The following is a 24,499-nucleotide window of genomic DNA, read 5'->3' on the forward strand; positions in this document are numbered from 1 at the left end:
AGTCATGACGACAGAGAACTACACCGGATACCAGTGGGACCAAGACGCCGATGGCATCGTGACCATCACCATGGACGACCCCAATGCCTCGGTCAACACCATGAACGACCACTTCGTGCAGGCCTTCTCAGCCACCGTGGACCGGCTGGAAGCCGAAGAGATCACCGGCGTGGTGATCACCTCGGCGAAAAAGACCTGGTTCGCCGGAGGTAACCTCGAGCAACTGCGCGAGATGACCCCCGAGAACACCGACGCCCAGGTGGCAGAACTCAGCCACATCAAGTCGCTACTGCGTCGTCTGGAGCAACTGGGTAAACCCGTGGTGGCCGCCATGCACGGTGCCGCCCTGGGCGGTGGCCTCGAAATCGCCCTGGCCTCGCACTACCGACTGGCCGCCTCCGATAATCCCAAGGCACGCTACGGTGTGCCCGAAGTGACCCTGGGACTGCTTCCCGGCGGTGGCGGTGTGACTCGCCTGGTGCGCATGCTCGGTATCCAGGACGCCCTGCAGAAAGTGGTGATTCCCGGTACCCAGTTCAAGGCCGAGGACGCCCACGCGCTGGGGCTCATCGATGAGCTGGTGCCCGCCGAGCAGCTCCGCGAGGCTGCGGTGGCCTGGATCAAGAACAACCCCGAACCGGTCCAGCCTTGGGACCAAGAGGGCTTCAAAATCCCCGGCGGGGACCCGAAGAGCCCCAAGGTCGCCAGCCAGCTGCCGGCCCTACCGGCACTCTTGCGTCGCCAGCTGAAGGGCGCGTACTTCCCGGCACCGCGTGCTGCCATGGCTGCTGCGGTAGAGGGCGCCTCGGTGGATATCGACACCGCACTGGCGGTTGAGACCCGGTACTTCATTCACCTGACCCACTCTCAGGTGGCCAAGAACATGATCCAGGCCTTCTTCTTCGACATGCAGCACATCAAGTCCGGTGGCTCCCGTCCCGACGGCATTGCCCCGCGGGAGATCAAAAAGCTCGGCGTACTCGGAGCCGGTTTGATGGGCGCAGGCATCGCCTACGTGTCCGCCAAGGCTGGACTGGACGTGGTGCTCAAGGACGTTTCGCTGGAGGCGGCTGAAAAGGGTAAGGACTACGCCCGCAAGCTTGAGGCCAAGGCTCTACAGCGGGGCAAGACCACCGAAGAAAAGTCCCAGGCTCTGCTGGACCGCATCACCCCGACCGGGGAGGCCTCCGATTTTGAGGGCGTGGACTTCGTCATCGAGGCGGTCTTCGAATCCGTGGAGCTCAAACACCAGGTGTTCCAGGAGATCCAGGACATTGTCACCCCGGACGCACTGCTGGGCTCCAACACCTCCAGCTTGCCGATCACTTCGCTGGCTGCTGGCGTGGACCGTCAGGAAGACTTCATCGGCATTCACTTCTTCTCCCCGGTCGACAAGATGCCACTGGTGGAGATCATTTGCGGCGAGAAGACCTCCGATGAGGCACTGGCACGCGCCTTCGACTACGTGGCCGCGATCCGCAAGACCCCGATCGTGGTCACCGACTCGCGCGGTTTCTTCACTTCCCGGGTGATCGATAAATACATGCGCGAAGCCCTGGCGGCTGTGGGTGAAGGTGTGGAGCCGGCCACCGTCGAGCACGCCGCGATGCAGGCCGGTTACCCCTCCGGCCCGCTGTCGCTGCTGGACGACCTGACGCTGACCCTGCCGCTGAAGATCCGTTCTGAGGCCGAAGAAGCAGACCGTGCTGCCGGCATCGAGACCCCACACCACCCTTCCCAGGACGTACTGCGCTGGATGGTGGAAGAAGCCGATCGTCCTTCCCGCAAGTCCGGTCGCGGGTTCTACGACTACGACGAGAACGGCAAGCGTCAGCTGTTGTGGCCGGGGCTACGGGAGCACTTCAAGTCCGGGACCTCGGTGCCGGAGCTGATCGACCTGCAGGAACGCATGCTCTTCGCTGAGGCACTGGACACCATTGCCTGCCTGGAAGAAGGCGTGCTGACCTCGGTACCCGATGCTAATATCGGCTCGATCCTCGGTATTGGGTTCCCGGCCTGGACCGGTGGCGTGTTGCAGTACGTCAACCAGTACGCCGGCGGCCTGCAGGGCTTCGTGGCTCGCGCTCGGGAGCTCGCCGAGAAGTACGGTGACCACTTCCTGCCCTCCGAAGGGCTGATCGCGAAGGCCAAGGCCGGCGAGAAGTACGAGTAAAAACTCCATATACTCATCGCACCCGTCAGCGCTTCTTTGAGGTGTGCTGGCGGGTGCGGTGTGTTAACCCCGCAATGAAAACCCCCGGAATAGGCAAAGCGTGGCTGAAGCGCCTAAGATTTTGACGTACACGATTTCGTCAGAAGGTGGAGACTGCAGATGCCTCGTATCGTCGTTGACGTGATGCTCAAACCCGAAATTCTTGATCCGCAGGGTAAAGCCATTGCCCACCAGCTCCCCGGAATCGGGATCTCCGATTTCTCCGCAGTCCGTCAGGGCAAGCGTTTCGAACTGTTCGTCGACGGTGAGGTCACCGAGGCCCACCTGCAGGCAGCACGTCGGGCCGGTGAAGAACTGCTCTCCAACCCGGTGATCGAAGACGTGGTGAATGTGTCTGTGGCTGACGACGATGCGGTGGAGCAGGCATGAGCCCACGTATTGGCATTATCACCTTTCCTGGAACACTCGATGACCGCGATGCTACCCGAGCGGTGCGGTTGGCCGGCGCCGAGCCGGTGCAGCTGTGGTACAAGGACACCGACCTGGCCGGTAGCGACGCGGTGGTGATCCCCGGCGGATTCTCCTACGGCGACTATCTGCGCGCCGGGGCGATGGCCGCCAAAGCCCCGATGATGACCCAGGTGGTGGCCGCAGCTGAGACCGGCCTGCCGGTGCTGGGCATTTGCAACGGGTTTCAGATCCTCACCGAGGCCGGATTATTGCCGGGCTCGATGATCAAAAACGATCACCTGAAGTTCATCCGCACCGATCAACGTTTGCGCATTGACAACGCTACCACCGCCTGGACGTCCTCGTTTCGTCAGGGCGAGGAGATTGTGGTGCCCTTGAAGAACCAGGACGGCCAATACGTTGCCGATGAGCAGACGCTGGCGATGCTGGAGGAGTCCAACCGGGTGGTCTTCCGCTACCGTGGCCACAACCCGAACGGCTCCCGCAATGACATTGCCGGTATCACCAATGAGGCAGGCACTGTGGTGGGGCTGATGCCCCACCCCGAACACGCGGTGGAAGCCGGTTTCGGCCCCTCACTGGCCTCCGGAACCGCCACACCTGCCACCATGCGCCAGGGAACCGATGGGCTGGGCGTGTTCCAGTCCGTGCTGACCTCACTTGCGAGAGCCTAAGGATTACGATGTTCAACCTCGACACCGTCGACCACGCGACTGCCACCCCCGATGAAGAACTTCCCTGGGCCGAACTGGGATTGAAGGACAACGAGTTCGCCGAGATCAAAAAGGTCTTGGGGCGCCGGCCCACCCACGCCGAGCTGGCGATGTACTCGGTGATGTGGTCCGAGCACTGCTCCTATAAGTCCTCCAAGGTCCACCTGCGCCAATTCGGTGAGAAGGTCACCGACGAGATGCGTCAGGACCTGATGGTGGGCATCGGTGAGAACGCCGGGGTCACCGACATCGGTGACGGCTGGGCGGTGACCTTCAAGATCGAGTCCCATAACTCCCCGTCCTTCGTCGAGCCCTACCAGGGTGCAGCCACCGGCGTGGGTGGGATCGTGCGCGACATTATCTCGATGGGTGCCCGCCCGGTGGCGGTCATGGACGCGCTACGTTTCGGTCCGATCGACTACCCCGACACCCAACGGGTACTCCCCGGCGTAGTGGCCGGAATCGGCGGATACGGTAACTCGCTGGGGCTACCCAATATCGGCGGAGAAACCGAATTTGACGAGTGCTATCGCGGTAACCCGTTGGTCAACGCGCTGGCGGTCGGCGTACTGCGCCACGAGGATCTGCGCACCGCCAACGCCTCGGGGGCGGGCAATCAGGTCGTACTCTTCGGTGCCCGCACCGGCGGTGACGGCATCGGTGGCGCCAGCGTGCTGGCCTCAGAATCCTTCGACGACACCAAACCCTCCAAACGCCCGGCGGTGCAAGTCGGTGACCCGTTCGCCGAAAAGGTCCTGATCGAGGCCTGCCTGGAGCTATTCCACTCCGGACTGGTGGAAGGTATCCAAGACCTGGGTGCTGCCGGCATTTCATGTGCCACCTCGGAGTTGGCCTCCAACGGTGAGGGCGGGATGCACGTGGACCTCACCCAGGTGCTGTTGCGTGACCCGAGCCTGACCCCCAGCGAGATTCTGATGTCAGAATCCCAGGAACGGATGATGGCCGTCGTCACCCCCGAGAAACTGGCCGACTTTGAAGCCGTGATGGATAAGTGGGAGGTCGAGTACTCGGTGTTGGGCGAGGTGACCGACACCAACCGGCTGATCATTGAGTGGGACGGCGAGGTGATCGTCGACGTGGACCCGCGCACCGTGGCTCATGACGGGCCCGAATACCACCGCCCCTACCACCGTCCGGACAGTCAGGACGCGTTGGCCACCGACCACTTCCAGGCCCTCGATTTCCAGGCCCCCGAGGCCGATCTGCGCCAGACCATCTTGGACTTGCTCTCCACCCCGAATCTGGCCGATACCTCCTGGATCACCGCCCAGTACGACTCCTACGTGCAGGGCAACACCGCCATGGCCGAACCGGATGACGCCGGGGTGATCCGCGTGGACGAAACCACCGGGCTCGGCATTGCCGTGGCCACCGACTGCAACTCGCGGTTCACCACCCTGGATCCCTACACCGGCGCTCAGGCCAGCCTGGCCGAGGCCTATCGCAATGTGGCCACCTCCGGGGCCCGCCCGGTGGCGGTCTCCGACTGCCTGAACTTCGGCTCCCCGGAAGATCCAGCGGTGATGTGGCAATTCGCCGAAGCCGTGCGCGGGTTGGCCGATGGGTGCCTGGAACTGGGCATCCCGGTTACCGGTGGCAACGTCTCGCTATACAACTCCACCGGCGCCCAGGCCATCCACCCCACCCCGGTGGTCGCCGTGCTGGGCGTACACCAGAACGTGGAGAACCGGGTACCTTCTGGCTGGCAGTCCGCCCACGCCGGTCACGTGATCTACCTGCTGGGCACCACCGCCGATGAGCTCGACGGCTCCGAACTGGCGCGGATGCACGGGCACCTCGGCGGCGTACCGCCCCAGGTCGACCTGGCTGCCGAAAAGGCACTGGCGCAACTGTTGCAGACCGCCGCACAACGCCAGCTGATCTCCGCGGCCCACGATCTCTCCGGTGGGGGACTAGCTGCCGGGCTGGCCGAAGCCTGCCTGCGGTTCCAGGTCGGCGCGGAGTGCGAGCTGAACCACGTGGCCGACCGCGATGGGATTGACCTGCCGACCCTGTTGTTCTCCGAATCTCAGGGTCGGGCCATCGTCTCGGTGCCTCCGGTGCAGGTGACCGCCCTGGAGCAACTGGCCGAAGCGCACCACGTGCCACTGGCGCAGATCGGGGCGGTGACCGCCTCCACCAGCCTGCACATCAACGGGCTTGAGCCACTGATGTTCAGTGAGATCAACCGGACCCGTGCGAACCTGATCAGCGAGTACTTCGGATAGTGCCCACCAGCTCACCATCCCGTACGGCAGCCATCGTCGGCGCCGGCCCCAACGGGCTCACCGCCGCCGCCCTGCTAGCGAAGGCCGGCTGGCAGGTCGACGTCTACGAACGCAATGCCCGCATCGGCGGAGCCAGCTCCTCAGCGGAGATCTTCGGGCCCGGCACCGTGGTCGACCTGGGGGCTGCCGCCCACCCCTTCGGGGTGGCCAGCCCGGTCTTCGCCCGACTGCGACTGACCGATCATGGGCTACGCTGGCGACACGGCCGCTACCCCATGGCCCACCCGTTGGACGACGGCTCGGCCGTGGTCTTACATCACAGCCTAGAAGACACCGCCGCCGAACTCGGTGGCGACGGCACCGCCTGGCGGATGATTCACCGGTCCCTGGTCGACAATATTGACAAGGACCTGGAAAACGTCATGGGTCCGTTGCTGCGGTTCCCTGCCCACCCGGTACGCATGGCCCAATTCGGGCTGTTCGGATCCCCACCCTCGACGTGGTTCACTCGCACCGCCTTCCGCGACCAGCCCGCCCGGGCGCTATTTATCGGCTCGGCCGCCCACGCCATCACCCCGCTGGGTCACCCGTTTACCTCCGCCTATGGCGCGATCTTCGGCGCTCTGGGCATGACCCGTGGCTGGCCGGTGGCCGAGGGGGGCTCCCAGGCCATTTCCGACGCCCTGGGATCGGTGATTACCAGCCACGGCGGACGGATTCACACCGATACGGAGATCACCTCGCTACACGAGTTGGATGCCGAGAAAATCCTGCTGAATATGACCCCGGCCCAGGTGATGACCCTCGCCGGACGCGAGACCGCCGCCGGGTTGAGCGATACCACCCTGGGCCGGCTGTCTCGCTGGCGCTACGGACCCGGCGTGTATAAGGTCGACTATCTGCTCGACGGGCCGGTGCCCTGGAGCGATGACCGCGTCGGTCAGGCCGTGACCGTTCACGTGGGCGGTCAAGCCGCTGAGATCCGGTTGGCCGAAGCCCAGATCACCGCCGGACGCATGCCCGAACGGCCCTTTGTGATGGTGTGTCAGCAACAAGTCGCTGACCCCAGCCGGACCACCGATTCGCGCACGATCCTGTGGACCTACGCGCACGTGCCGGCCAATTATCACGAGCCCCGTCGCGGACTGGTAGCCGAGCGGATCGAGGCCCAAATTTCCCGGTTCGCCCCGGACTTCCGCGACCGAATCCTGGACCGCCACCTGGTCTCCCCACAAGATCTGCAGGACTGGAACCCGAACCTCATCGGTGGCGATATTGCCGGTGGGGCGATGACCCGCAGTCAGGCGGTGCTACGTCCCGGTCTCACCCGCGAACCCTACCGGCTCACCGACCGGCTCTTTATGGGCTCGGCAGCCACCCCGCCCGGGGCCGGGGTGCACGGTATGTCCGGGTACTGGGCCGCCCAGGCGATGGGGGCGGAACCCCGGGAAGCTTAGCTGAGGAACACCCCTCGGGCATAGCCCTCGGGCACAAACACCTCAGCCTCGCCGTGGATCAAGACATACCCGTCCGGAACCTGTTCCACAGTGACGTCGGTACCCAGCGTGATGCCCTGGGCCAGGCAATCGGCCAAGAACTCCTGATCAATCTGGGCGATTTCCCCGATCCGCGACAGGATGCCGTGGTCCCGGTCCACAATGCTGTCATCGGCGGGCTGGTCCACCGAATGCACCTGGGAACCATTGAGTTGCGGGACTTTATTGCCGAAAGGATCCACCTCCGGGTGCTCCAAGAGCCCGTCCATCAACTCCACGGCCTCATCACTGGCCACGTGCTCCCATCGGCACGCTTCGGCGTGAATTTTCGACCAGTCGAGCTTGACCACCTGATGCAAAAACTGCTCGATCACTCGGTGTTTGCGCATCACCGATAAGGCCTGCTGTTCGCCTTCTGCGGTAAAGTGCAACACCCGGTCGTTGCCCAACACCAGCAACCCGGCCTTCGACATCCGATTTACCGTCTCCGAGACGGTCGGGGAGGACTGCTCGAAGCGTTCGGCTAACCGGGCGCGCAGGGCCGGCAGGCGGGCCTCGTGCAATTCGGTAATGGCCTTCAGATACATTTCCTGTGTATCGACCAGGTCGTGGTGATCGGACATCGTGGCATTCACTCCTTGACTGAGGTTAACCTAACACTACCGTATGAGCCACGCGGTGGAATCGGGCTCCACCATGCTCTCGGCGTAACCGGGGCCGATCAGTAGTTCCCCGGGGGCGACCGTCACCGGCCGATCCGACAGATTGGCAATAACCTCGACGCGCTGAGTCCCCGTATGGTCTTCAGTGGTGACGGTAAAGGCCAGCACCCCGCGGTGCGGATCGTGGTGGGCGGACCAGGCGAACTGACCGGAACCCAACCGGTATTCAGCCCGCAGGCGCAACAACTGCCGGTAGGTTTCCAAAAATGATCCGGGCACCCCGTCTTGTTGATCCACGGCCAAGCGGTGATAGGACTCCGGGGCCGGAAGCCACCCGTCGGGCTGACCGGCCCGCCACGGCATGGGCACCCGGGCCCCGTCGCGACCGTACTCGGCACCCCGGGTGCGCCGGTAGGTCGGATCTTGACGTGCCTCGTTCGGCAGGGTGGTGTGTTCGGGCAGGCCCAGCTCATCGCCCTGATAGATATAGGCCGAGCCCGGCAGTGCCAGCTCGATCATCGCCGCCGCCAACGCGCGTCGGCGTCCCAGGGCTTCATCCGGCTGGATGTCTTCGGCGGTGATGCTGTCCGGATAGCTGGTGGGATCCGGCAGTCCGAAGCGGGAGGCGTGCCGGACCGTATCGTGATTCGACAGCACCCAGGTCACCGGCGCCCCCACCGCGTGCGCCTCGGCGAACGAGATGTCAATAGCCTCGTGGAGCGCCTGGGCATCGTAGCCGGCGGTGAGGAAGGTGAAGTTAAAGGCCTGCTGCATCTCGTCGGGGCGCACGTAGCGGAACAGCCGGAACAGCGGCGAGATCCAGGCCTCGGCAACCATCATCCGATCCTGGTATTCCTCCAGCACCCGGTGCCAGCTACGGTAAATCTCGTGCACGCCCTCCTGATCGTAGAAGGGGTGCACCGGGGTGAAGCTGTCCGAATCAGTGATATTGTGATCCAGTTCGGCATCGGTGATCATTCCCGGCCGGTGCGGATGATCGGGTAGTCCAGCCTGTTTGACCAGCCCGTGGGCCACATCAACTCGGAACCCATCGACCCCGCGGTCCAACCAGAACCGCAGAATATTCTCGAACTCTTCGCGCACCTCGGGGTGCTCCCAGTTCAAATCCGGTTGCGAGGTGTCAAACAGGTGCAGATAGTACGGGCCCGGGGTGCCATCCGGTTCGGTAATCTGGGTCCAGGCCTTTCCTCCGAAATGCGACAACCAGTTATTGGGCTGGTCGCGGAAAATATACCGATCCCGGGCGGCCGGGTCGCCTAAGGCCTGCTGGAACCAGGGGTGCTGATCCGAGGTATGGTTCGGCACCAAATCCACGATGATTTTCAGCCCGTGCTCGTGGGTGGCGGTAATCAGCCGGTCGGCATCGGCTAGAGTGCCAAACAGCGGGTCCACGTCCCGGTAATCGGCCACATCATAGCCGGCGTCCTGTTGCGGGGAGACGTAAAAGGGCGAGAGCCAGATGGCATCCACCCCGAGCTCGGCCAGATACGGGAGCTTGGCGATCACCCCCGGCAGATCACCCATCCCCGACCCCGTGGAATCGGCAAAGGAGCGGGGATAGATCTGGTAAATGACAGCATGGGACCACCAGGGAGTTTTGGACATAGTTCTAGCCTAATCGCACTCGGACAGGCAGTTCTGCTGACCTGCTCATCTGAACACATGCGCCACACTATGACTGGGGTTAAGGGCGTTTGCGGTTTCGACATAGCGAGAATTCAATAACGGGCTGTGGCGTAGCTTGGTAGCGCACATGACTGGGGGTCATGGGGTCGTAGGTTCAAATCCTGTCAGCCCGACGAGAAAGCCCAGGTGAGAACCATGTTTTCACCTGGGCTTCGTCGGTTTTTGTGGACGAGCGGGCGTCCCTCACTGCTCCCGGACGTCCACGGTCACCGTGAACGGTGCCAGCGGTGTGCGGGGCCGATATGACGAGCCGGGACCAAACCGGGACCAGACGGCTCGTGATGGTAGCGATTCGACCGCGTCACCGACCGGGGGCGGGTCGCCCGGGCTTGGGCTCGTGGCGTGTGGGCGTGTCTTGTTCGGCTGCCTGCGCGTCGAAGAACGCCGCTGCCAGGTCGGCTGCCTCCAGGAGCTTGCGGTGGTCCGGATGGAGATACCGGCGAGTCGTCTCGATCGACTTATGCCCGAGGATCTCCTGAAACACGTGCAGGGGGATGCCGGCATCGGCCATCCATGTCGCTCCCGTATGACGCAGGCCGTGTCGTGCCAGACCGGGCTGCCCGAGCCGGGTGACGAGGTCGTCCCAGTGAGTCGCGTCGCGCACCGTCGCAGTGGTGAGGACGCCGCCACGCGGCCCGACCAGGAATCGCTCGTCGGGGTCGCGGTCCTCCGTGAGGCGTTCGAGCACGGGCTTGAGCGGTGCGAGGATCGGGACGGGGCGAACGTCGCGGCCATTGGTCTGCTTGGTCACCAGCCCGCCCTTGCCGGGGTAGGTCTGCCGCCGAATTGTGACGATGCTCGTGTCCCACTCGACATCCCCGACCCCCAGGCCCGCGACCTCGCTGCCTCGGGCAGCAAGCAGCGGGGCGAGCATGACGAAGTCGGAATAGCACTGGTGCACCTCGGCGCAGGCGTCAGCGAGCGCCTCGAGCGTCTTCAGATCCCTGAGCGCGTAGGAGCGCGGTGAGACCTCTCCTTCGAGAACGTCCGCGGCCTTCTTGCCGAGGCTTCGCCGTGACCGATTGCGGGCAGGGGTGGCGGCGATGAGTTCGTCACGCACCGCTTCGTCGAGGATCCGCACGAGGGGCGCGATGCTCTGCTTGATGACCGAGGCGGAGTAGCGCTCCTCCCATACGTCGATGGTGCGATGCATGCTCGTCGCGGGACCGCTCGCGAAGCAGACATCAGTGGACCTGGTCGTAGGCGTCGAGGATCTCGTAGGGCACCCGCCCCTTGTCCGAAACCTGATGCCCCTGAGATCGCGCCCACGCCCGCACCGCGCCGAGATCACGCGAAGTGTTGCGTCGCGCCGGCTTCCGCGTCTGCGCGGATGCTTTCCGTGCCGCAGGCACGAACGGCCCCAGCGCTTCGCGGAACGCAGTCGCATTCTTCTCGGAGAGGTCGATCTCAAACACATGACCATCCAGACCAAAGACGATGGTTTCCCCCTCACCCTGCGGAAGCGAGGTGCCATCGATATCGTCAACGAGCTGGTGCACGATCTTCTTCGCCATGCCGCGAGTGTAGCCGCTCACAGCATGGCGAGCGTCAGCGGGAGTCATCTCCCGGCTACGAACGCCTCGTTCGTCGCCGGTGCCTCGGAGGTCCGGACGTGACTGTCGGGAGGCATACCGAACGGTCCCACTCGCCACGGTCCTGCCCCGAACTACTTAACGGAGTGATTCCCCATCCCACTCCCCGAAGGCCCCCAGCCCGCCACTACACAAGATCGTCGGGCACGCCCAGGTCAAACTCCCACCTACCTGCCGAGCCTAGACGCGAGGTGCGTGCTCCAGTTGCTCGGAGGCAGTAGCAAACCAAAACGGGTGCCCAACTTGTGACTCTGCTAGACTTGCTTCGAACCGCTAGAGAGGAGGCCGGTCATGAGCCGAGCAGGTCGGGACCAGCCGAAGCAACAGCGCGCCATCGAAACTCGAGAGGCTCTTCTTGAGGGGGCGGCCCGGGTGTTCACGAAGCTCAACTACGCTGAAGCTCGTCTGAAAGACATCGCCGCTGAATCGGGCATGAGCGAGGGCACCATCTACTTTCATTTCGGGAATAAGGCCGACATCGCCGCCGCTGTCATCCGTGCTCAACAGGATCGAATGACTGCGGTGCTCACCGATGTCCTTGGAGGCCCAGACGCTGGTATCGACAAGGTTCTTCTCCTCATTCAGCGGCTCGCCGTCCTCATTTCCGCTGACTCTGTGGTCCAGGGAGGGATCAGCCTCGCCGGCCAACTGGACCCTGGCGTCGTCAACGTGGCAAGCGAGCCGTTCTTCGAGTGGATCCGCATTACCAAAACCCTTATTCAGGATGGTATTGAAGACGGATCAATCACAGACGATATTGACGTCGACGAAGCTGCTGAGTTTGTCAATTCTCTTTTCGTGGGGGCGCAAACTCTATCGAAGATGGCTGACTCCTGGGCAAGCCTGCCGGTCCGCGCTGACAGGCTCGCTCCATACGTGCTCATCGCCCTTGCACCGCGCAAAGCGCACGTCAAGTGACTCCTACTCGCTCGCCGCATCCATTTGCGGCGCTGAAGTCATTCCGCCGACGAGGAAGAGATGCCTTTTCGCTAGGCCAGTCTTGAGAGGAACGGTGCAATGATCAATGATGATCAGCTGCCGGCGCCATCACTGCCCATTCAGCGGGTGCCAGATGCGCTAGATGTCGGAACTCTGGATGCTCACAAGTTAGACCCTTCCCGCTTCTGGCTTGCGCACCAAGGTACTCTTCTCGGACAATCTTTCCAGATTGGCTTCACGATTCCGTCAGTCGGAGACGCCGTCAGGTTCGCAGAGCTCCTGGAGGCGCAGCGGCAAGCTGGCCTCGCGTATGTTCATCAAGTTCTGCATGCTCCCAAAGATCGCGTTTTCATACTCGACTGGATTGTCTTGTCGAGTCAAATCAATGAGGCGCCTGGACCGCACGCCTGGAGTGTAGGCGAGATCACGGTGGAACCTCGTGAAGTTGCCGGAGACGGTCCCCGAACGCGGAGAGCTGTGCTCGCCGTTACGATTCATGCTCGGGGTGCCGAAATCGGCGATACGACGAGCCCGGATGCGCTGCTGCGCTCCGATACTCACGCCATGAATTGCGCCGGGTCGCCTGAACAAGACCCCGCGCCGGTAAAGCACCTCCAAGGCTTTCGCCGCGGTGCTCGGGTTCACCTCAAATGACTCGGCCAACTGCCGAGCCGAAGGGCAAGCGTCACAGTCCCCGAGGACACCCTGCAGAATGTCTTCCTCAAGCGAGAACACAATGCTCCTGTACTTCGGGATCCTCGACTCTCGAGCCCCCACTCGCTTGCTCCGGTCAGGCCCCAATGTCCACCCAACCCAAGGCGGCAATAGCATTGGCCGCCAAGAGGAAACCGACGATTCCGATTATCCAGGCCGTCGTGGACTGGGCGTTTCTCGTCAGCCAAGAGTCCCACCTCTGGAGCACAGGAACGAGCCGCCTGTGGCCAACCAGTCGCGCAACGAGAAGAACCATGGCCGGCAGAATCATAACGAGGCAGTACCCCAACAGAAGGAACGCCGGTGTCGGCCAGTGCGACGGCTGTGTCGAAATGATGCCGATAGCTGCCAAGTAGGGCAGCATCGTCGCCAATTCCAAGAGAACCGCGCTTGCGGCCAGTGCGATCAATGGAAGGGAAGTATTCCCTTCGCCGCTCATGATTCGCGTGCGCCATGACAGGAGTTTCCCGTTGCCAGTTTCGGCGCGGACGGCCGCGCGCGCCCGGGCCTTCTTGGTGTCCATAGCCCAACTAACCAGCATGAGCAATATTCCAAGTACGAGCTGTCCAATGAGAAACGGTGAAGAGTCCAGTACGCCTTCGAACCGAGTGACTGCGGCCCCCGCAAACAGCGTTAGAACCAGCCCGATTCCGAAGTACGCGATGGCGACGGTCAGCAGATATGCCATCACACGAGAAACTCGAAGGCGCCTGGGTGCGGTAAGCAACCAAATGGGGATCAGCAGCGTACCGAAGCTCGTTGAGTCGACCAAGGCCAGGACGATGAGTTGTGCTGCTGTTGTCAGGTCGATCATGATGGCCCCAATCTGAGGTTTCGCTCGCAGACGGCGCGAGCGTTGCTACCTTCGGCGCGATGCGACGCAACAACCTTCTCGTCCATGAGGATCCGGCACTCGATCCAACTGGCATCCTGAGCCGCGGACACCTCTACCCGACTACCGCGGTACGGGAACGGCGCATCGCTAGGCACATCAAATACTGCTGAGTACGGCAGGTCAACAGAGCCTTCTTCGACGCTTTGGGAATCAGTTGCTCCGTCGATGCTGATCGAAAGCTCGCCGCTGACAGGCGAGTCACTTTCTACCTCCACGGTCACAGAGAGGCTCGGCGAGAGTGGAGTCGGCTCGGGGGAACCGGGACCGCGTCCCATGACGCCATCGACTGTGTCTTCGAGGACCGCGCATCCGCTCATTGCGAGTGCAAGTGGCAGACCAATCAGCATCAGACTCCGTGTGATCTTGCGAGTCATTTCCAGACTCCTTCCGTTCAGGAAACTCATTATTCGGCTTGGCGGTTGTCGATCGGAGACGGCTTCGGCTCCGACCGGTAATTCGATGGCCTATGCATCGCAGACGGTGCGCGAGTACGAGAAGCAACCGAGCAAGTACAACTACTTGAGGCCTGAGAGGAGTTGTCAGGGTAATCTCATCAGTGCTACGGCAGGCCATGGCCATCGTCACGGTGAGTACGACTCCAGCGAGCACGACGGAAGAGAACCCTGCAAGCGCCATTGTGGTGCCGCCGTTTGCCGCGAGCAGGCGCCCGGCCGCCATAGCGAGGGCGCCGAGCCCCAATGCGACTGGTGCCACGACCCAGGGGACCACGCGAGCTTGAGCGATGGCCAGGTCCAAAGTGAGCCGCATGCTCTGCCCGAACGCCCGCCGCCCTCCGAGGTCGAGCGAAGGTGAGCGGGAGATGTGCCGTCGTACATGCTCAAAATCGGGTATCGGGCCTACCGCTTCCCGCTCCCAGGCACGAAACACCTCACGAAAATCCGCGCCGCCACCATCCGCGTACGAATCCTCACGCATCCTGCCTCCTCACCGATTCCTGTAACAACTGCCTCGCCCTAGAAACTCGGTTCTTTACCGTGCCGGTCGGTATCTCCAGGACGAGGGCGATCTGGCTATGAGGGAGCTCGTGCAACCAAGCGAGTTTCACCACCATGGCGAGATCCTCTGGGAGCTGCTCGAGTGCGTCGCGAAGCGTGCGTTCCCCATCCGCAGCGAGCGCGGCAGTGGCTGGATCACTGGACTCTGGCGCGGCGGGCGCGCCGGCCTCCTCGAGAGGCACCAGCCGAAGGCGTCGCCTTCGCGTGTGGGTCGAAACCTGACGGGCCGCGATGTCCAGCAGCCAGGTGAGAACCTTGCTCTCACCACGAAAAGCGTGGGCGGACCTCCAGTAACCGAGCCAGACGTCCGCAGGCACTTCCTCGGCAAGCCCCCGGTCCGTGGTGCGGCTGAGCGCGAATCCGAACACGACGTGGCCATAGCGATCGTAGAGATGCTCGAGGGCACGCTCGTCGCCTGCTCCGACTCTCCTAAGCAGGCAGAGATCCGAAGGGTCGCCGGGCTCTAGCCTTCGGTCGCTCATCCACCCCCCCTCTCCGCCGGTGCTCCACGCGCTTCTCTGGTGCTGATGAGGAGGCGCTGCATCCATCCCACCCAGGCTTCGGCAGCTGGCTCCTGCAGCTAGGCGAAGTCCGCGGGCCGATGATGCTGCCGACGTCGACCAGACGAGCTGCTCAGATCCCCACTTTACTAAAGTAGGGGCCCAAACTAAAGTAGGGGCCCAAGTTATTTTGGCGGTAGTGGCAGAGCAAGAGTGGGAGCTGACTCCCAGCTGGCCCTCGCCAAAGCCACTGGGAAGGAGGTGAACGAGATGACGACCGCAACGCTTGACGCACCCGTTCTGGATCGGATCGACGACCTGGACATCGCGCTCGACATGGATGTCGACGTGAAGCCCAACAGCTCCGATGTCGGACCGCAGATCACCAGCATCAGCCTCTGCACCGCAGGCTGCACCAGCCCTGGTGGCGGCAGCCAGTGCAGCTGGTGCTGCTGAACCAAGCAGGGGTGCAGTGAGCACGGCCTACTGTGGCCCACCTGCCACTGCACCCCTGTTCTGGCTCACAACCGCCCGGCCAGAGGCACGAGGACGAACAGCAAAGGTAGAGCGCGACCATGGACGCCAAGACGGCGAAACCCCTGCAGGCTTCACAAGCCGTGATGATCAGGCACCCTGCCCTTCCTGTGCGACTCGACGCTGACTCGGATCGGGCACTCGCTTCAAGCGATCCCGACGTACTGACCGCCTACCTTCGGTCGGTGTACGACGATCCTTACTGCCGTGCAGCTGTCGCCCACGCCGCGTGGCCCCTGTGGGAGTTTGTCGAGAAGGTCCTCGCGGGAGACATCTCCACGAAGCCTGCCAAGCTCCGCCGCGCTGCGATATCAACGGCCAAATTTCTCAATCGGATGACTACCCGTCCGACCCCCTTCGGACTCTTCGCCGCGGCCGCTGAGGCAAAATGTGTTCCGAGCAAGGAACTTGTCGCACCAGAATTTGGTGCAGATCTGATCAGCATTCACGTTGACTTTCGTTGGCTTCTTTCCCTCGTAAGGCGCTTGGAAAGTGATCCTGCAATTCTCGATCGTCAGACCGTTTATCTCAACGACCTGCTCAAGGTGGACAAGAATCAGGTCGTTCTCTACCGGCCGAGCACTGAGACATCGAAACAGTCACGCGTTGCAATTAAGCGCAGCGAGGCCATATCGGCAGTCATTGAAGCCTGCAAGAAGGACGGATGCCCGGCGGCGACGCTCTACGCCGAACTGCAGAAAACTACGCAGAGTAGCCATGACCAAGCACGTCGCTATGTTCAGAAGCTTATTGAACTTGGTGTGATTTACACCGCGCTTAGGCCAAAGCTGCTTGGTCAAGATCCTCTCGAGGAACTCATCGGCAACCTGGAGGCGTCGGGCGCCTCCGTTCCCGGTTTACAATCCATTCACGGCGCGCTCAACGATCTTGCCGCGTCTCGGCTCAATGAGGAATCAACATTTCGTGCCCTCGTAGACACCACGAGGCGAATGCGGCATATTGAGGCAAGCACGGACTACCTCCACATCACGAAAGTGTCAGGACTCGCAGTTGAGCTTCCTTCTCAGATGCTTGATGACGCGGAGACCACCCTTCGTCTTCTACAACGACTGTCCCAGCCCCGTAAGGGGATGCGGGGCATGCGTGCCTATCATTCAACGTTCCTGGAGCGATACGGCATCGATCGGATTGTTCCGCTACGCACCGTCGTGAACCCGCACACCGGCATCGGTGTCCCCTCCGACTACACCTGGCCGGAGCAAGGGCTTGGGGTCGAATCGGACTACAAAGACGCTCGAAGCGAGCGGCGGGAGGGGCGCCTCGCCCGCTTATATAGTGACGCCATCAGGAGCAACCGCAGCGAAGTGCATCTCTCCCAAGAAGACATTGCCGAACTGACCTATTCCGAGTTCGATGATGACGACGCACAAGACAGCGCCGAGCTTTATCTATCGGTCGTGGCCCCGGATCTGGAGCACCTCCGACGCGGCGACTACCGACTGGCACTCGGCCCCAATCCCGGTTCGCATGTTGGCCTTAGCACGGCAGGGCGATTCCTGTCCTACCTGCCCAACCTGCGCAGCATCGCTCCCCTAGGATCTTCTGGCGACAGCGGTGAATACAGCGCTGTCCTTTCCTACGCGCCGAGGGCCGACAGCGCAGCCAACGTCGGCAACACCGCGCCCTATGCCGACAAGATCATCGCCGTGAATACCCCACCCCTTTGCGGGCAGGACTACGTTGCCCTAGACGAGATCGGCATAGCCGCCACTATGACTGGCCTATTCGTTGTCGATTTGAGGGACGGGCGCCGTATTCGTATCACTGCCAATAATGCTCTCTACCCGCCCACCCAGGCCCCAAACGAAGTTCGTCTCCTATCGGACCTGATGCACGAGCACCAGAGGCTCTGGGAACCTTGGTCGTGGGGACATCTGGAGTATGTTCCCTTCACTCCCGCGGTCAGATTTGGGAAAGTGACCTTAGCTCCTGCGACGTGGAATCTCAACGAGCTCCGCCAAGCCTCACTGTGGCTGAGCGCCACACCGCAGGACGACTTTGCAGCCTGGAAGGCGCGACATCATCTCCCGCGTTACTGCTTGGCAAGCAGCCGTGATATGCGGCTCCTCATCGACACTGACAACCCCGGTCACGTCGAGCTTCTCAGGCACGAACTGAGGCGAGATTCTGGATTGGTTTTGGACGAACTGCCGGGTGGCGCGGCAACGCCAGACGACGCGTGGGGGTGGCTTGAACGAGACGGCCAACCACTCGGAAATGAAATCGTCGTTACCTTTGCGCGATCCAGCCGCAATCAAGCCGACGAAGTGCCCACAAAGCACTCGGCGGCAGCGGCGTCTGCTATACAACGAAAGTCGCAACCGGCTCCGAGTTTCAGGCCGGGCGGGCCTTGGACCTCAGCAAGGCTCTACTTGACCCCCGAAGAAATCCCTTCCGTGCTCCGCTCCCATATCGCCCCCGCATTCCGGCAACTCGCTCTGGACTCCCCAGATGTCACACCCTTCTTCCTGAGGTACTCGGACATGAATGGGACGCATCTTCGGCTGCGGACAAACAACGGGTCGCGAACCGGGAGCCAAGCGAACGAACCCCTCCTCGCTGTAATGCAAGAGCTCTGCGCTACAGGCGCGGCACGGAGCTTCACTCTCGATGAGTACGTTCCAGAAACGCATCGATACGGTGGTGAGGAACTGCTTGGCGTGCTCCATGCAGCTTTCTCCGAGGATTCGTTCATGGCGCTAACCGAGCTGTCTGAGCCGATCTCTCCTCAGAACGTCTACCATGACAACTACGTTCTCGGGGCATGGCTTGACACGATGATCAGCTTTGGCCCTGCTATCGCGCCGGATTTGGCCGACCCTCTAGCGATTGCCGTCATCGCGACGGAAAGACTCGGAATTCCACGGTCAAATGAACCGACCTACACTCGAGACCGGGAAAGATGGAGGCGTCCAATCCAGAGCCGTCTCGCGCTTCACGACGCGACGATCTGTGAGATGCCTCCTGCGCAACAACCGAGACCAGCCTTCCAGCGGTACGGCCACGCTCTCCACGCCTCAATCCAAACCCAGTCAGCCACGGCGAGCCCCGAACGCGTCCTCGGGAGCCTGCTCCATATGACCTTCAATCGGGTGAATGGCCCTGACGCAGATAATGAGAATCGCCTCCTCGGCGTGCTCAGGTCCGTTCTTCTCCAACTTGCCGAGGCGAGGCGTGCCCAGCCGGAGGTGTGACATGCATGACAGCAATGCCGGCGCGAGTGCCCAGAGCGTGCGCCCCCTACTTGAGCCCGAATTGGCCAAAGCGGTTCGTGAGGTGGCCCTGGAGGCGGCAGAACGGATGCACGACATCTCTCGACTCGACGACGCCATTAATCGGCCCGACAACGTCGAGCCGGTGTATCAATCAAGCATGTGGGCTCCGGGAAGCCTTAGCCACGGCTTGGCGGGTACCGCACTCATGTTCGCTCTCATGTCGACCACCGATCCAGGCTTCCAGCGCCTTGCCCACGAGCACCTGAGCCGCGCGGTCGCCGACCTGCAATGGAACTCCTACGCAGGGCTCATGGGAGGTCCCGCGGCGGCGCTAGCTGCCGCCCAAGGCGTCACCGGCAAGGGCGAGAACGACAGGACCCTGCGGCAGAAGCTCGGACAGTGGGTTGCTCAGAGACAAATTGAACATACTGACGCATATGAGCGGTCTTCATCCCCTGGAGTTGCCTGGCATGCTTATGATTTCATCAATGGCCTGTCGGGCACACTGAGGGTGCTGATCGATGAGGAATCGCCAATTACAAGGGAAGCCGTCCTGCGGACCGGCCGATTCTTCAGCCGAAGAATCCTCTCCCGCCAGGAAACTGGTTTTCCTGGATGGTGGGTTCCCGCTGCACTTCAGCCTACTCCACAAGATAAGGAGATGTACCCGTTCGGCGATCTCAATCTCGGGCTCGCCCATGGCGTGTCAGGTACCGTGGCCGCCTTGGTCTCGTTAGTGGAGAACGAAGGCCCGTCGGATGACCTACTCGAGGCCCTCAGCTTCGCCACGGACTGGATCCGTCGTTGGAAGCAGGAAGCGAACGAGATTTCCTACTGGCCAGCCCGTGTGCCGGCGCAATACGATCGCGAACCAGACCGGACACCAAGCCTCTTTTCGCGCGCAGCCTGGTGTTATGGGACGCCGGGGGTCGCGCTCACACTAGCTCGAGCCTCCCGAGTGCTCGACGCCAAAGATCTTGAAGTCGAAGCACTAGATACCCTCATCAGCCATCTCGGCGTGCCTTGGCGCGAGTGGAAACTTGACGGCCCTACTTTCTGTCACGGCAATTCCGGTACCTTGCAAGTCATCAGTCGAATGTGGCAGCTAACGGGCGACGAACGTCTCCTCCAACCGGCTAACGAGATCGCCGCCATGATCATCCGAGATCAAACATCGCCGCACTCTCCGTTGTTGTTCCAACACTGGGTTCCCGACAGTCCTGCTGGTTGGCGCAAGGCGACTGGACATAGGCGGCTAGACAGTGCAGAGCTTCTCGAAGGTGCGGCAGGCGTCGCTGCCACGCTCTACGACGCCGGGGCCGAGGCTCCCATCACAGGAGCCTCGTGGCGGCGAGATCGATATCCAGATCGAGCGTGGTGAGGATATCGAAGCCGGCATCGGTGTCGTAGAGGCGTTCCTGGATCTCCGGGGCCTCCTGGTGCCAGAACGCGGCCAAGGCAAGGTCCTTCGCGTCCTTGTCATGCCCGTACATGGCGCGGTCGATCCATGACCGCATCTTTAAGGCGGCGTACCCAGCAGGCTGCGGCAACCGCACCGACATGCGGTTCGGCAACGTGAGCCGGGGGAACGCTCGTAGACGTCGCGGAACCCGAAGACCACGAGATCCTCTCCGCGCGGCGGGGTGGGTGATGCCGTCGGGGTCCTCGACCTCGCCGAACGGCATGATGTCCACGGGGATCCCGGCGATCGAGTACCGGATCCCGTTGCTGCCGATTCTGCGGAAGCGTGCGTCGATGCGTTCAGAGATCGTCCAGCCGTGCACGGCGATGCCCAGATCGGTGTCGGTCGTCGCCCGCAGCGGGAAGGTACGGCCGAATGCGGCGTGGAGAATGTCACGGCATCCGGCGCCGACGACGAGCACGCTGTCCGGATCCAGGCCGACCGATGCTTGGAGCTCGTCGACAATGAGAGTGATGTCGTCGTGCAGGCGCGGGTCCACGCGGGTGAGGTCGATCATCGCCGGGTACTCCGAAGCTGCTGCGCGGCCTCACGCTGGCGGCTGTCGTTCGATGCGAGCAGATCGGCGTAGACCAGCAGCCAGGGCGCCTCGTGGACGCCGGGCTTCTCCGGTTCATGCGGGGCACACCAGAACTGTCGGCGGAGGAAGATATTCGGATGCTCCTCGTTGCACCGCGGCACCCCGCACACGACCAACAACATCCGCAGGCGGCTCCGCGACGTCACGGTCCGTGCCGGGATGGACGGCGTGACGCCGCACCGGTTCCGGCGCGCGGTCGCGACCGCGATCAACAAGGCCGCTGGCATCAACCTCGCCGCCGACCTCCTCGGGCACACCGACACCCGCATCACGCAGATCCACTACCTGCCCCGAGAAGAGATCGTCGACCCCTCCACCGCTGCCCATCTCGAGGAGGCCTTCGGCATCGCCGGATAGCCACTGGAGGCTCGGCTTCCCTGGCCGTCGCCGAGCCGCCGCCCCTCGCGATCGGGCCGTCCACATGGCAAGCTTGGAGGGCCGGAGAAGATTTCACACCTAGCCGACGTAAACCCAACGAAAACTCCAGACGGCGAGATTCCCCGGACCCGCAGCCACTGGATTGGCCGGGACTAAACCGGGACCAGAACCATGCAGCCCATGCATTGCACGCCTTGCAGAAGGCCGCAGAAACCGCCAGAAATCCCGGAAAACAGCCGAGAATGGCCGACGCAACTACCTGGGGGTCAAGTGGGTTAGCGGGCTGTTTCGGTCTGAAAAGTGAACAACGGGATGTGGCGCAGCTTGGTAGCGCACCTGACTCCCGTCACGTATCTTGACCGTACCGCCGCCATCTATCCCGACCACACCGCCGTAGAATGTGAAGGCACCAGCTGGACGTATCGCGAATTTCACCAGCAGGTGCGCCAACTCGCCGGGGCCTTGTCGGCCACCGTCGCGCCGGGCCAGACCGTCTCGGTGGTGGCTCCGAACCTGCCTGAGATGTTGGTTGCCCACTTTGCGGTGCCGATGCTGGGGGCGGTCCTCAACCCGCTCAACCCGCGCCTGACCTCGGCCGAATTCCGCTACATTCTCGATCACGCCGAGGCCCGGATCGTGTTCGTGGACCCGGATGTCGCCGACCGTCTGGCACCGGTGTGCACCGAGCTCGGAATCGAAATGATCACGCTGGATGAGCAGCACCACCGGCCCGCCGAAAGGTGTGATGTACACCCACCGTGGGGCCTATTTGGCCGCTCTGTCGGCTGCCTACCACTACGGCTATGATGCCACCACCCGATACCTGTGGACGCTACCGATGTTCCACTGCAACGACTGGACCGCCCCGTGGGCTGTCACCACCGCCGGGGCCGCCCCGCCACCGTCGATCATTGCCGGGCTGGAAGAACTGGGCATCACGCCGATCCCGGTCTACGGACTGACCGAAACCTACGGGCCCTTCTCGATTACTCAGGCCCAACCCGACTGGGAGGACCGCCACGCCAAGCTCTCCCGGCAGGGCGTGCCCATGATCCACGCCGGCGAGCTGGCCGTGGTGGATCCGCAGATGAATTTCTTACCGCACGACGGGGAATCCCTCGGCGAGGTCGTGGTCCGCGGTAACGGCGTGATGGCCGAATATTTCAAGGATCCCGACCACACCGCCACTGCCTTCGCCGGTGGCTGGTACCACACCGGCGATGTGGGCGTGATCGACCCCGACGGTTACCTACGACTGACTGACCGGCTCAAAGACATCATCATTTCCGGTGGCGAGAACATCTCCTCGATCGAGGTGGAAGGCGTGATCCACGCCCCGTGGCCTACATTGTCGGCGACGTCGATCCCGAGGACCTGCGGGCCCACTGCCGGGAACGACTCGCCGGGTTCAAGGTGCCCGACCGTTTCGAGATCCTGACGGAACTACCGCGCACCGCTACCGGAAAGATCCGCAAGAACGAGTTGCGCGGACAGTCCTAGCCTTTAGGACGCGACCGGACCTGCCGGTAGCGCACGCTTATGCGCTGAGGCCCGGTACGCGGAGATGATCCGCTCAGCCACGTCCTCGGGAACGATCTTGCCCTCGAGAAAGTCATCGATCTGATCATAGGTCAGTCCCAGCTCATCTTCATCGGTGCGCTGGGGCTGATCGGAGAGCAGATCCGCGGTGGGGACTTTGGCCCACAAATGTTCCGGTGCACCCAAATACCGGGCGATGCTGCGCACCTGTCGCTTATTCAGTCCCTGGAGCGGGCCGATATCGAAGGCGCCATCCCCAAACTTGGTGTAGAACCCCGTCACCGCCTCCGCGGCGTGATCGGTGCCCACCACCAGATCGCCATCGATCCCGGCGAGAGCATACTGCGCCACCATGCGCATCCGCGCCTTGACATTGCCGAAATTGAAATCGCTGATCTGCTCGCCGGTGGCCTGACGGAAGGTCTCACCGAACTCATCGGTGGCCGGACCGATCTGGAACGTCACTGCCCGGGTCGGACGAATAAACTCCACCGCAGCGGTGGCATCGGACTCATCGGCCTGCATCCGATACGGCAAACGCACTGCCGTAAACCGCGCTTCAATACCGTCCTGCTGGAGCTTCTCGACGGCCAGCTGAGCCAACCGGCCCGCCACGGTGGAATCCACCCCACCGGAAATGCCCAACACCAGCCCGGAAGCTCCGGCCTGTCGCAGGTACTGACATAAGAACTCCACCCGGCGCTGGACTTCGGTGGCCGGATCGATCTCCGGGGCGACGTTCAGGGCGCTGATGATCTGTTGCTGTGCGCTCGTGCTCATAGCACCCATGCTATCTATTAGATCACGTCACCAGGAGACCTTCCTCATGAGCAAACCTCCACGATCACCGGAACGTGGTCCGAGGGGCCCTTACCCTTGCGTTCGTCCCGATCGATCATGGTTTCCCCGGTGCTCACTGCCGGTGAGACCAAGGCAAAGTCGATCCGCATGCCCTCGTTCTTCGGGAAACGCAGTTTCTGATAGTCCCAGTAGGTAAAAGCCTGCTCGTGCTGGTCGCGCACGGGATCGTGCAGAATCTCTTCGAACGCGTGGAAGCGCTCCCGCTCCGGAGCGGACACGTGGGTCATCTCGTTCTCATAGAAGAATTCGATATCCCATACGTCCTGATCGTAGGGTGCAATGTTCCAGTCGCCGACCAGTGCTAATTTTTGCTGGGGGTTCTCGTCGAGTTCAGCGCCAATGTGCTCCCGCAACGCATCCAGCCAGTTGAGCTTATACGCCATATGTTCATCGTTGAGCGCCCGACCGTTGGGAACGTACAACGACCACACCCGCAGATCTTCTCCTACGACCGCCGAGATTGCCCGAGCCTCTTGCACCGGGTCGTGACCGCCTTTGCCGAAGGCCGGCTGGCCCGGGAAGGTTCGTTGGACATCGGTGAGGCCCACCCGGGAGGCAATCGCGACACCGTTCCACTGGTTAAACCCGAAATGTGCGACCGCATAACCCAAGCGCTCAAAAACCTCCCAGGGGAAGTTCTCATCTTTGCACTTGGTTTCCTGGATGGCTAACACATCGGTGTCGCTACGCTCGAGGAAGTCCTCCACCCGGTCGGCCCGGGCCCGCAGTGAGTTCACATTCCAGGTCGCTAATTTCACGCTACG

Annotated in this window: 24 protein-coding genes, 1 tRNA gene and 2 pseudogenes; 15 read left to right on the top strand and 12 right to left on the bottom strand. The window is 62.5% G+C overall.

Going from position 1 to position 24,499, the window contains the following annotated elements; genetic code table 11:
* Positions 1-4: 4 nt before the first annotated feature.
* The 5 genes from QDX22_RS09985 to QDX22_RS10005 all read left to right on the top strand — a co-directional run bounded on the left by QDX22_RS09985 (position 5) and on the right by QDX22_RS10005 (position 7,063).
* Positions 5-2,173 (top strand): 3-hydroxyacyl-CoA dehydrogenase NAD-binding domain-containing protein, encoded by a 2,169-nt coding sequence (locus QDX22_RS09985; RefSeq protein ID WP_279717818.1) that lies wholly within the window; start codon positions 5-7, stop codon positions 2,171-2,173.
* A 159-nt stretch (positions 2,174-2,332) separates the two neighbouring features.
* Positions 2,333-2,602: a phosphoribosylformylglycinamidine synthase subunit PurS gene (gene purS / locus QDX22_RS09990; RefSeq protein WP_110101254.1), complete on the top strand. Its 270-nt coding sequence runs from the start codon at positions 2,333-2,335 to the stop codon at positions 2,600-2,602.
* The gene (purQ, locus tag QDX22_RS09995; RefSeq protein ID WP_110101255.1) at positions 2,599-3,318 is read left to right on the top strand and encodes a phosphoribosylformylglycinamidine synthase subunit PurQ; all 720 of its coding nucleotides are present in this window, start codon (positions 2,599-2,601) and stop codon (positions 3,316-3,318) included. Before purS ends, purQ begins: the two co-directional genes overlap by 4 nt.
* 8 nt (positions 3,319-3,326) lie before the next feature.
* Positions 3,327-5,606, top strand: a complete 2,280-nt coding sequence (gene purL, locus QDX22_RS10000) for a phosphoribosylformylglycinamidine synthase subunit PurL (RefSeq protein WP_110101256.1) — start codon at positions 3,327-3,329, stop codon at positions 5,604-5,606.
* A complete protein-coding gene (locus QDX22_RS10005; RefSeq protein ID WP_110099082.1) occupies positions 5,606-7,063 on the top strand; it encodes a phytoene desaturase family protein in 1,458 nt (485 codons plus the stop codon). Before purL ends, QDX22_RS10005 begins: the two co-directional genes overlap by 1 nt.
* Here QDX22_RS10005 and QDX22_RS10010 read toward each other — a convergent pair.
* Complete coding sequence (locus tag QDX22_RS10010; protein ID WP_110101257.1) at positions 7,060-7,725, bottom strand: metal-dependent transcriptional regulator; 666 nt, start codon at positions 7,723-7,725, stop codon at positions 7,060-7,062. The two genes, QDX22_RS10005 and QDX22_RS10010, sit on opposite strands and share 4 nt — an antisense overlap.
* Before the next feature lie 36 nt (positions 7,726-7,761).
* Positions 7,762-9,390: a glycoside hydrolase family 13 protein gene (locus QDX22_RS10015; protein ID WP_110101258.1), complete on the bottom strand. Its 1,629-nt coding sequence runs from the start codon at positions 9,388-9,390 to the stop codon at positions 7,762-7,764.
* Between the two features lie 120 nt (positions 9,391-9,510).
* On the opposite strand from QDX22_RS10015, the gene QDX22_RS10020 reads away from it, so the two are divergent.
* Positions 9,511-9,584: transfer RNA gene (locus tag QDX22_RS10020), tRNA-Pro, on the top strand.
* A gap of 188 nt (positions 9,585-9,772) precedes the next feature.
* Here the strand turns inward: QDX22_RS10020 and QDX22_RS10025 are convergent.
* A complete protein-coding gene (locus tag QDX22_RS10025; protein WP_110101259.1) occupies positions 9,773-10,624 on the bottom strand; it encodes a tyrosine-type recombinase/integrase in 852 nt (283 codons plus the stop codon).
* Between the two features lie 31 nt (positions 10,625-10,655).
* Entirely contained in the window at positions 10,656-10,985 is a 330-nt protein-coding gene (locus tag QDX22_RS10030; protein ID WP_110101340.1) for a histone-like nucleoid-structuring protein Lsr2, read from the bottom strand.
* A 369-nt stretch (positions 10,986-11,354) separates the two neighbouring features.
* Here QDX22_RS10030 and QDX22_RS10035 point away from each other — a divergent pair, with 369 nt between their 5' ends.
* Positions 11,355-11,981, top strand: a complete 627-nt coding sequence (locus QDX22_RS10035; RefSeq protein ID WP_110101260.1) for a TetR/AcrR family transcriptional regulator — start codon at positions 11,355-11,357, stop codon at positions 11,979-11,981.
* Between the two features lie 99 nt (positions 11,982-12,080).
* Positions 12,081-12,656, top strand: coding sequence for an AfsA-related hotdog domain-containing protein (locus QDX22_RS12130; protein ID WP_110101341.1), 576 nt, complete (start codon positions 12,081-12,083; stop codon positions 12,654-12,656).
* On the opposite strand, the pseudogene QDX22_RS12135 reads toward QDX22_RS12130, so the two are convergent.
* The 4 genes and pseudogenes from QDX22_RS12135 to QDX22_RS10055 all read right to left on the bottom strand — a co-directional run.
* Positions 12,588-12,833: pseudogene (locus tag QDX22_RS12135) on the bottom strand (GntR family transcriptional regulator); the annotation flags it as partial. The gene QDX22_RS12130 and the pseudogene QDX22_RS12135 sit on opposite strands and share 69 nt — an antisense overlap.
* Positions 12,793-13,530: a GAP family protein gene (locus QDX22_RS10045; RefSeq protein WP_279672618.1), complete on the bottom strand. Its 738-nt coding sequence runs from the start codon at positions 13,528-13,530 to the stop codon at positions 12,793-12,795. The pseudogene QDX22_RS12135 and the gene QDX22_RS10045, both read right to left, overlap by 41 nt.
* Positions 13,527-13,985 (bottom strand): hypothetical protein, encoded by a 459-nt coding sequence (locus tag QDX22_RS10050; RefSeq protein WP_110101263.1) that lies wholly within the window; start codon positions 13,983-13,985, stop codon positions 13,527-13,529. Before QDX22_RS10050 ends, QDX22_RS10045 begins: the two co-directional genes overlap by 4 nt.
* A 554-nt stretch (positions 13,986-14,539) precedes the next feature.
* Positions 14,540-15,109, bottom strand: coding sequence for an RNA polymerase sigma factor (locus QDX22_RS10055; protein WP_279672617.1), 570 nt, complete (start codon positions 15,107-15,109; stop codon positions 14,540-14,542).
* Between the two features lie 288 nt (positions 15,110-15,397).
* Here QDX22_RS10055 and QDX22_RS10060 point away from each other — a divergent pair, with 288 nt between their 5' ends.
* The 3 genes from QDX22_RS10060 to QDX22_RS10070 all read left to right on the top strand — a co-directional run bounded on the left by QDX22_RS10060 (position 15,398) and on the right by QDX22_RS10070 (position 20,278).
* The gene (locus QDX22_RS10060; protein WP_110101343.1) at positions 15,398-15,583 is read left to right on the top strand and encodes a gallidermin/nisin family lantibiotic; all 186 of its coding nucleotides are present in this window, start codon (positions 15,398-15,400) and stop codon (positions 15,581-15,583) included.
* Positions 15,584-15,702: 119 nt separating this feature from the next.
* Positions 15,703-18,876, top strand: coding sequence for a lantibiotic dehydratase (locus QDX22_RS10065; protein ID WP_110101264.1), 3,174 nt, complete (start codon positions 15,703-15,705; stop codon positions 18,874-18,876).
* 1 nt (position 18,877) lies between these two features.
* Positions 18,878-20,278: a lanthionine synthetase C family protein gene (locus tag QDX22_RS10070; RefSeq protein WP_158524758.1), complete on the top strand. Its 1,401-nt coding sequence runs from the start codon at positions 18,878-18,880 to the stop codon at positions 20,276-20,278.
* Here the strand turns inward: QDX22_RS10070 and QDX22_RS10075 are convergent.
* Together QDX22_RS10075 and QDX22_RS12140 are read right to left on the bottom strand one after the other, a co-directional pair.
* Positions 20,229-20,876: a hypothetical protein gene (locus tag QDX22_RS10075; protein ID WP_110101266.1), complete on the bottom strand. Its 648-nt coding sequence runs from the start codon at positions 20,874-20,876 to the stop codon at positions 20,229-20,231. The two genes, QDX22_RS10070 and QDX22_RS10075, sit on opposite strands and share 50 nt — an antisense overlap.
* Positions 20,873-21,079, bottom strand: coding sequence for a type IV toxin-antitoxin system AbiEi family antitoxin (locus QDX22_RS12140; protein ID WP_110101344.1), 207 nt, complete (start codon positions 21,077-21,079; stop codon positions 20,873-20,875). The genes QDX22_RS10075 and QDX22_RS12140 overlap by 4 nt, the downstream gene beginning before the upstream one ends.
* Between QDX22_RS12140 and QDX22_RS10080 the strand changes: the two genes are divergently transcribed.
* The 4 genes and pseudogenes from QDX22_RS10080 (at position 21,045) to QDX22_RS10090 (ending at position 22,835) form a co-directional block, all read left to right on the top strand.
* Positions 21,045-21,314, top strand: coding sequence for a tyrosine-type recombinase/integrase (locus QDX22_RS10080; RefSeq protein WP_233487979.1), 270 nt, complete (start codon positions 21,045-21,047; stop codon positions 21,312-21,314). The two genes, QDX22_RS12140 and QDX22_RS10080, sit on opposite strands and share 35 nt — an antisense overlap.
* A gap of 333 nt (positions 21,315-21,647) precedes the next feature.
* Complete coding sequence (locus tag QDX22_RS12030) at positions 21,648-22,142, top strand: AMP-binding protein (protein WP_341849181.1); 495 nt, start codon at positions 21,648-21,650, stop codon at positions 22,140-22,142.
* Positions 22,081-22,440: pseudogene (locus QDX22_RS12035) on the top strand (AMP-binding protein); the annotation flags it as partial. The gene QDX22_RS12030 and the pseudogene QDX22_RS12035, both read left to right, overlap by 62 nt.
* A 233-nt stretch (positions 22,441-22,673) precedes the next feature.
* Positions 22,674-22,835, top strand: a complete 162-nt coding sequence (locus QDX22_RS10090; RefSeq protein ID WP_233487981.1) for an AMP-binding enzyme — start codon at positions 22,674-22,676, stop codon at positions 22,833-22,835.
* A gap of 3 nt (positions 22,836-22,838) precedes the next feature.
* On the opposite strand, the gene nadE is transcribed toward QDX22_RS10090, so the two are convergent.
* Together nadE and QDX22_RS10100 are read right to left on the bottom strand one after the other, a co-directional pair.
* On the bottom strand, positions 22,839-23,654 hold the full coding sequence (gene nadE, locus QDX22_RS10095) for an ammonia-dependent NAD(+) synthetase (RefSeq protein ID WP_110101345.1): 816 nt from the start codon (positions 23,652-23,654) through the stop codon (positions 22,839-22,841).
* A gap of 44 nt (positions 23,655-23,698) precedes the next feature.
* Entirely contained in the window at positions 23,699-24,493 is a 795-nt protein-coding gene (locus QDX22_RS10100) for an exodeoxyribonuclease III (protein WP_110101268.1), read from the bottom strand.
* Positions 24,494-24,499: the final 6 nt, after the last annotated feature.

The sequence above is a fragment of the Auritidibacter ignavus genome (assembly GCF_029853775.1).
GTDB lineage: Bacteria > Actinomycetota > Actinomycetes > Actinomycetales > Micrococcaceae > Auritidibacter > Auritidibacter ignavus.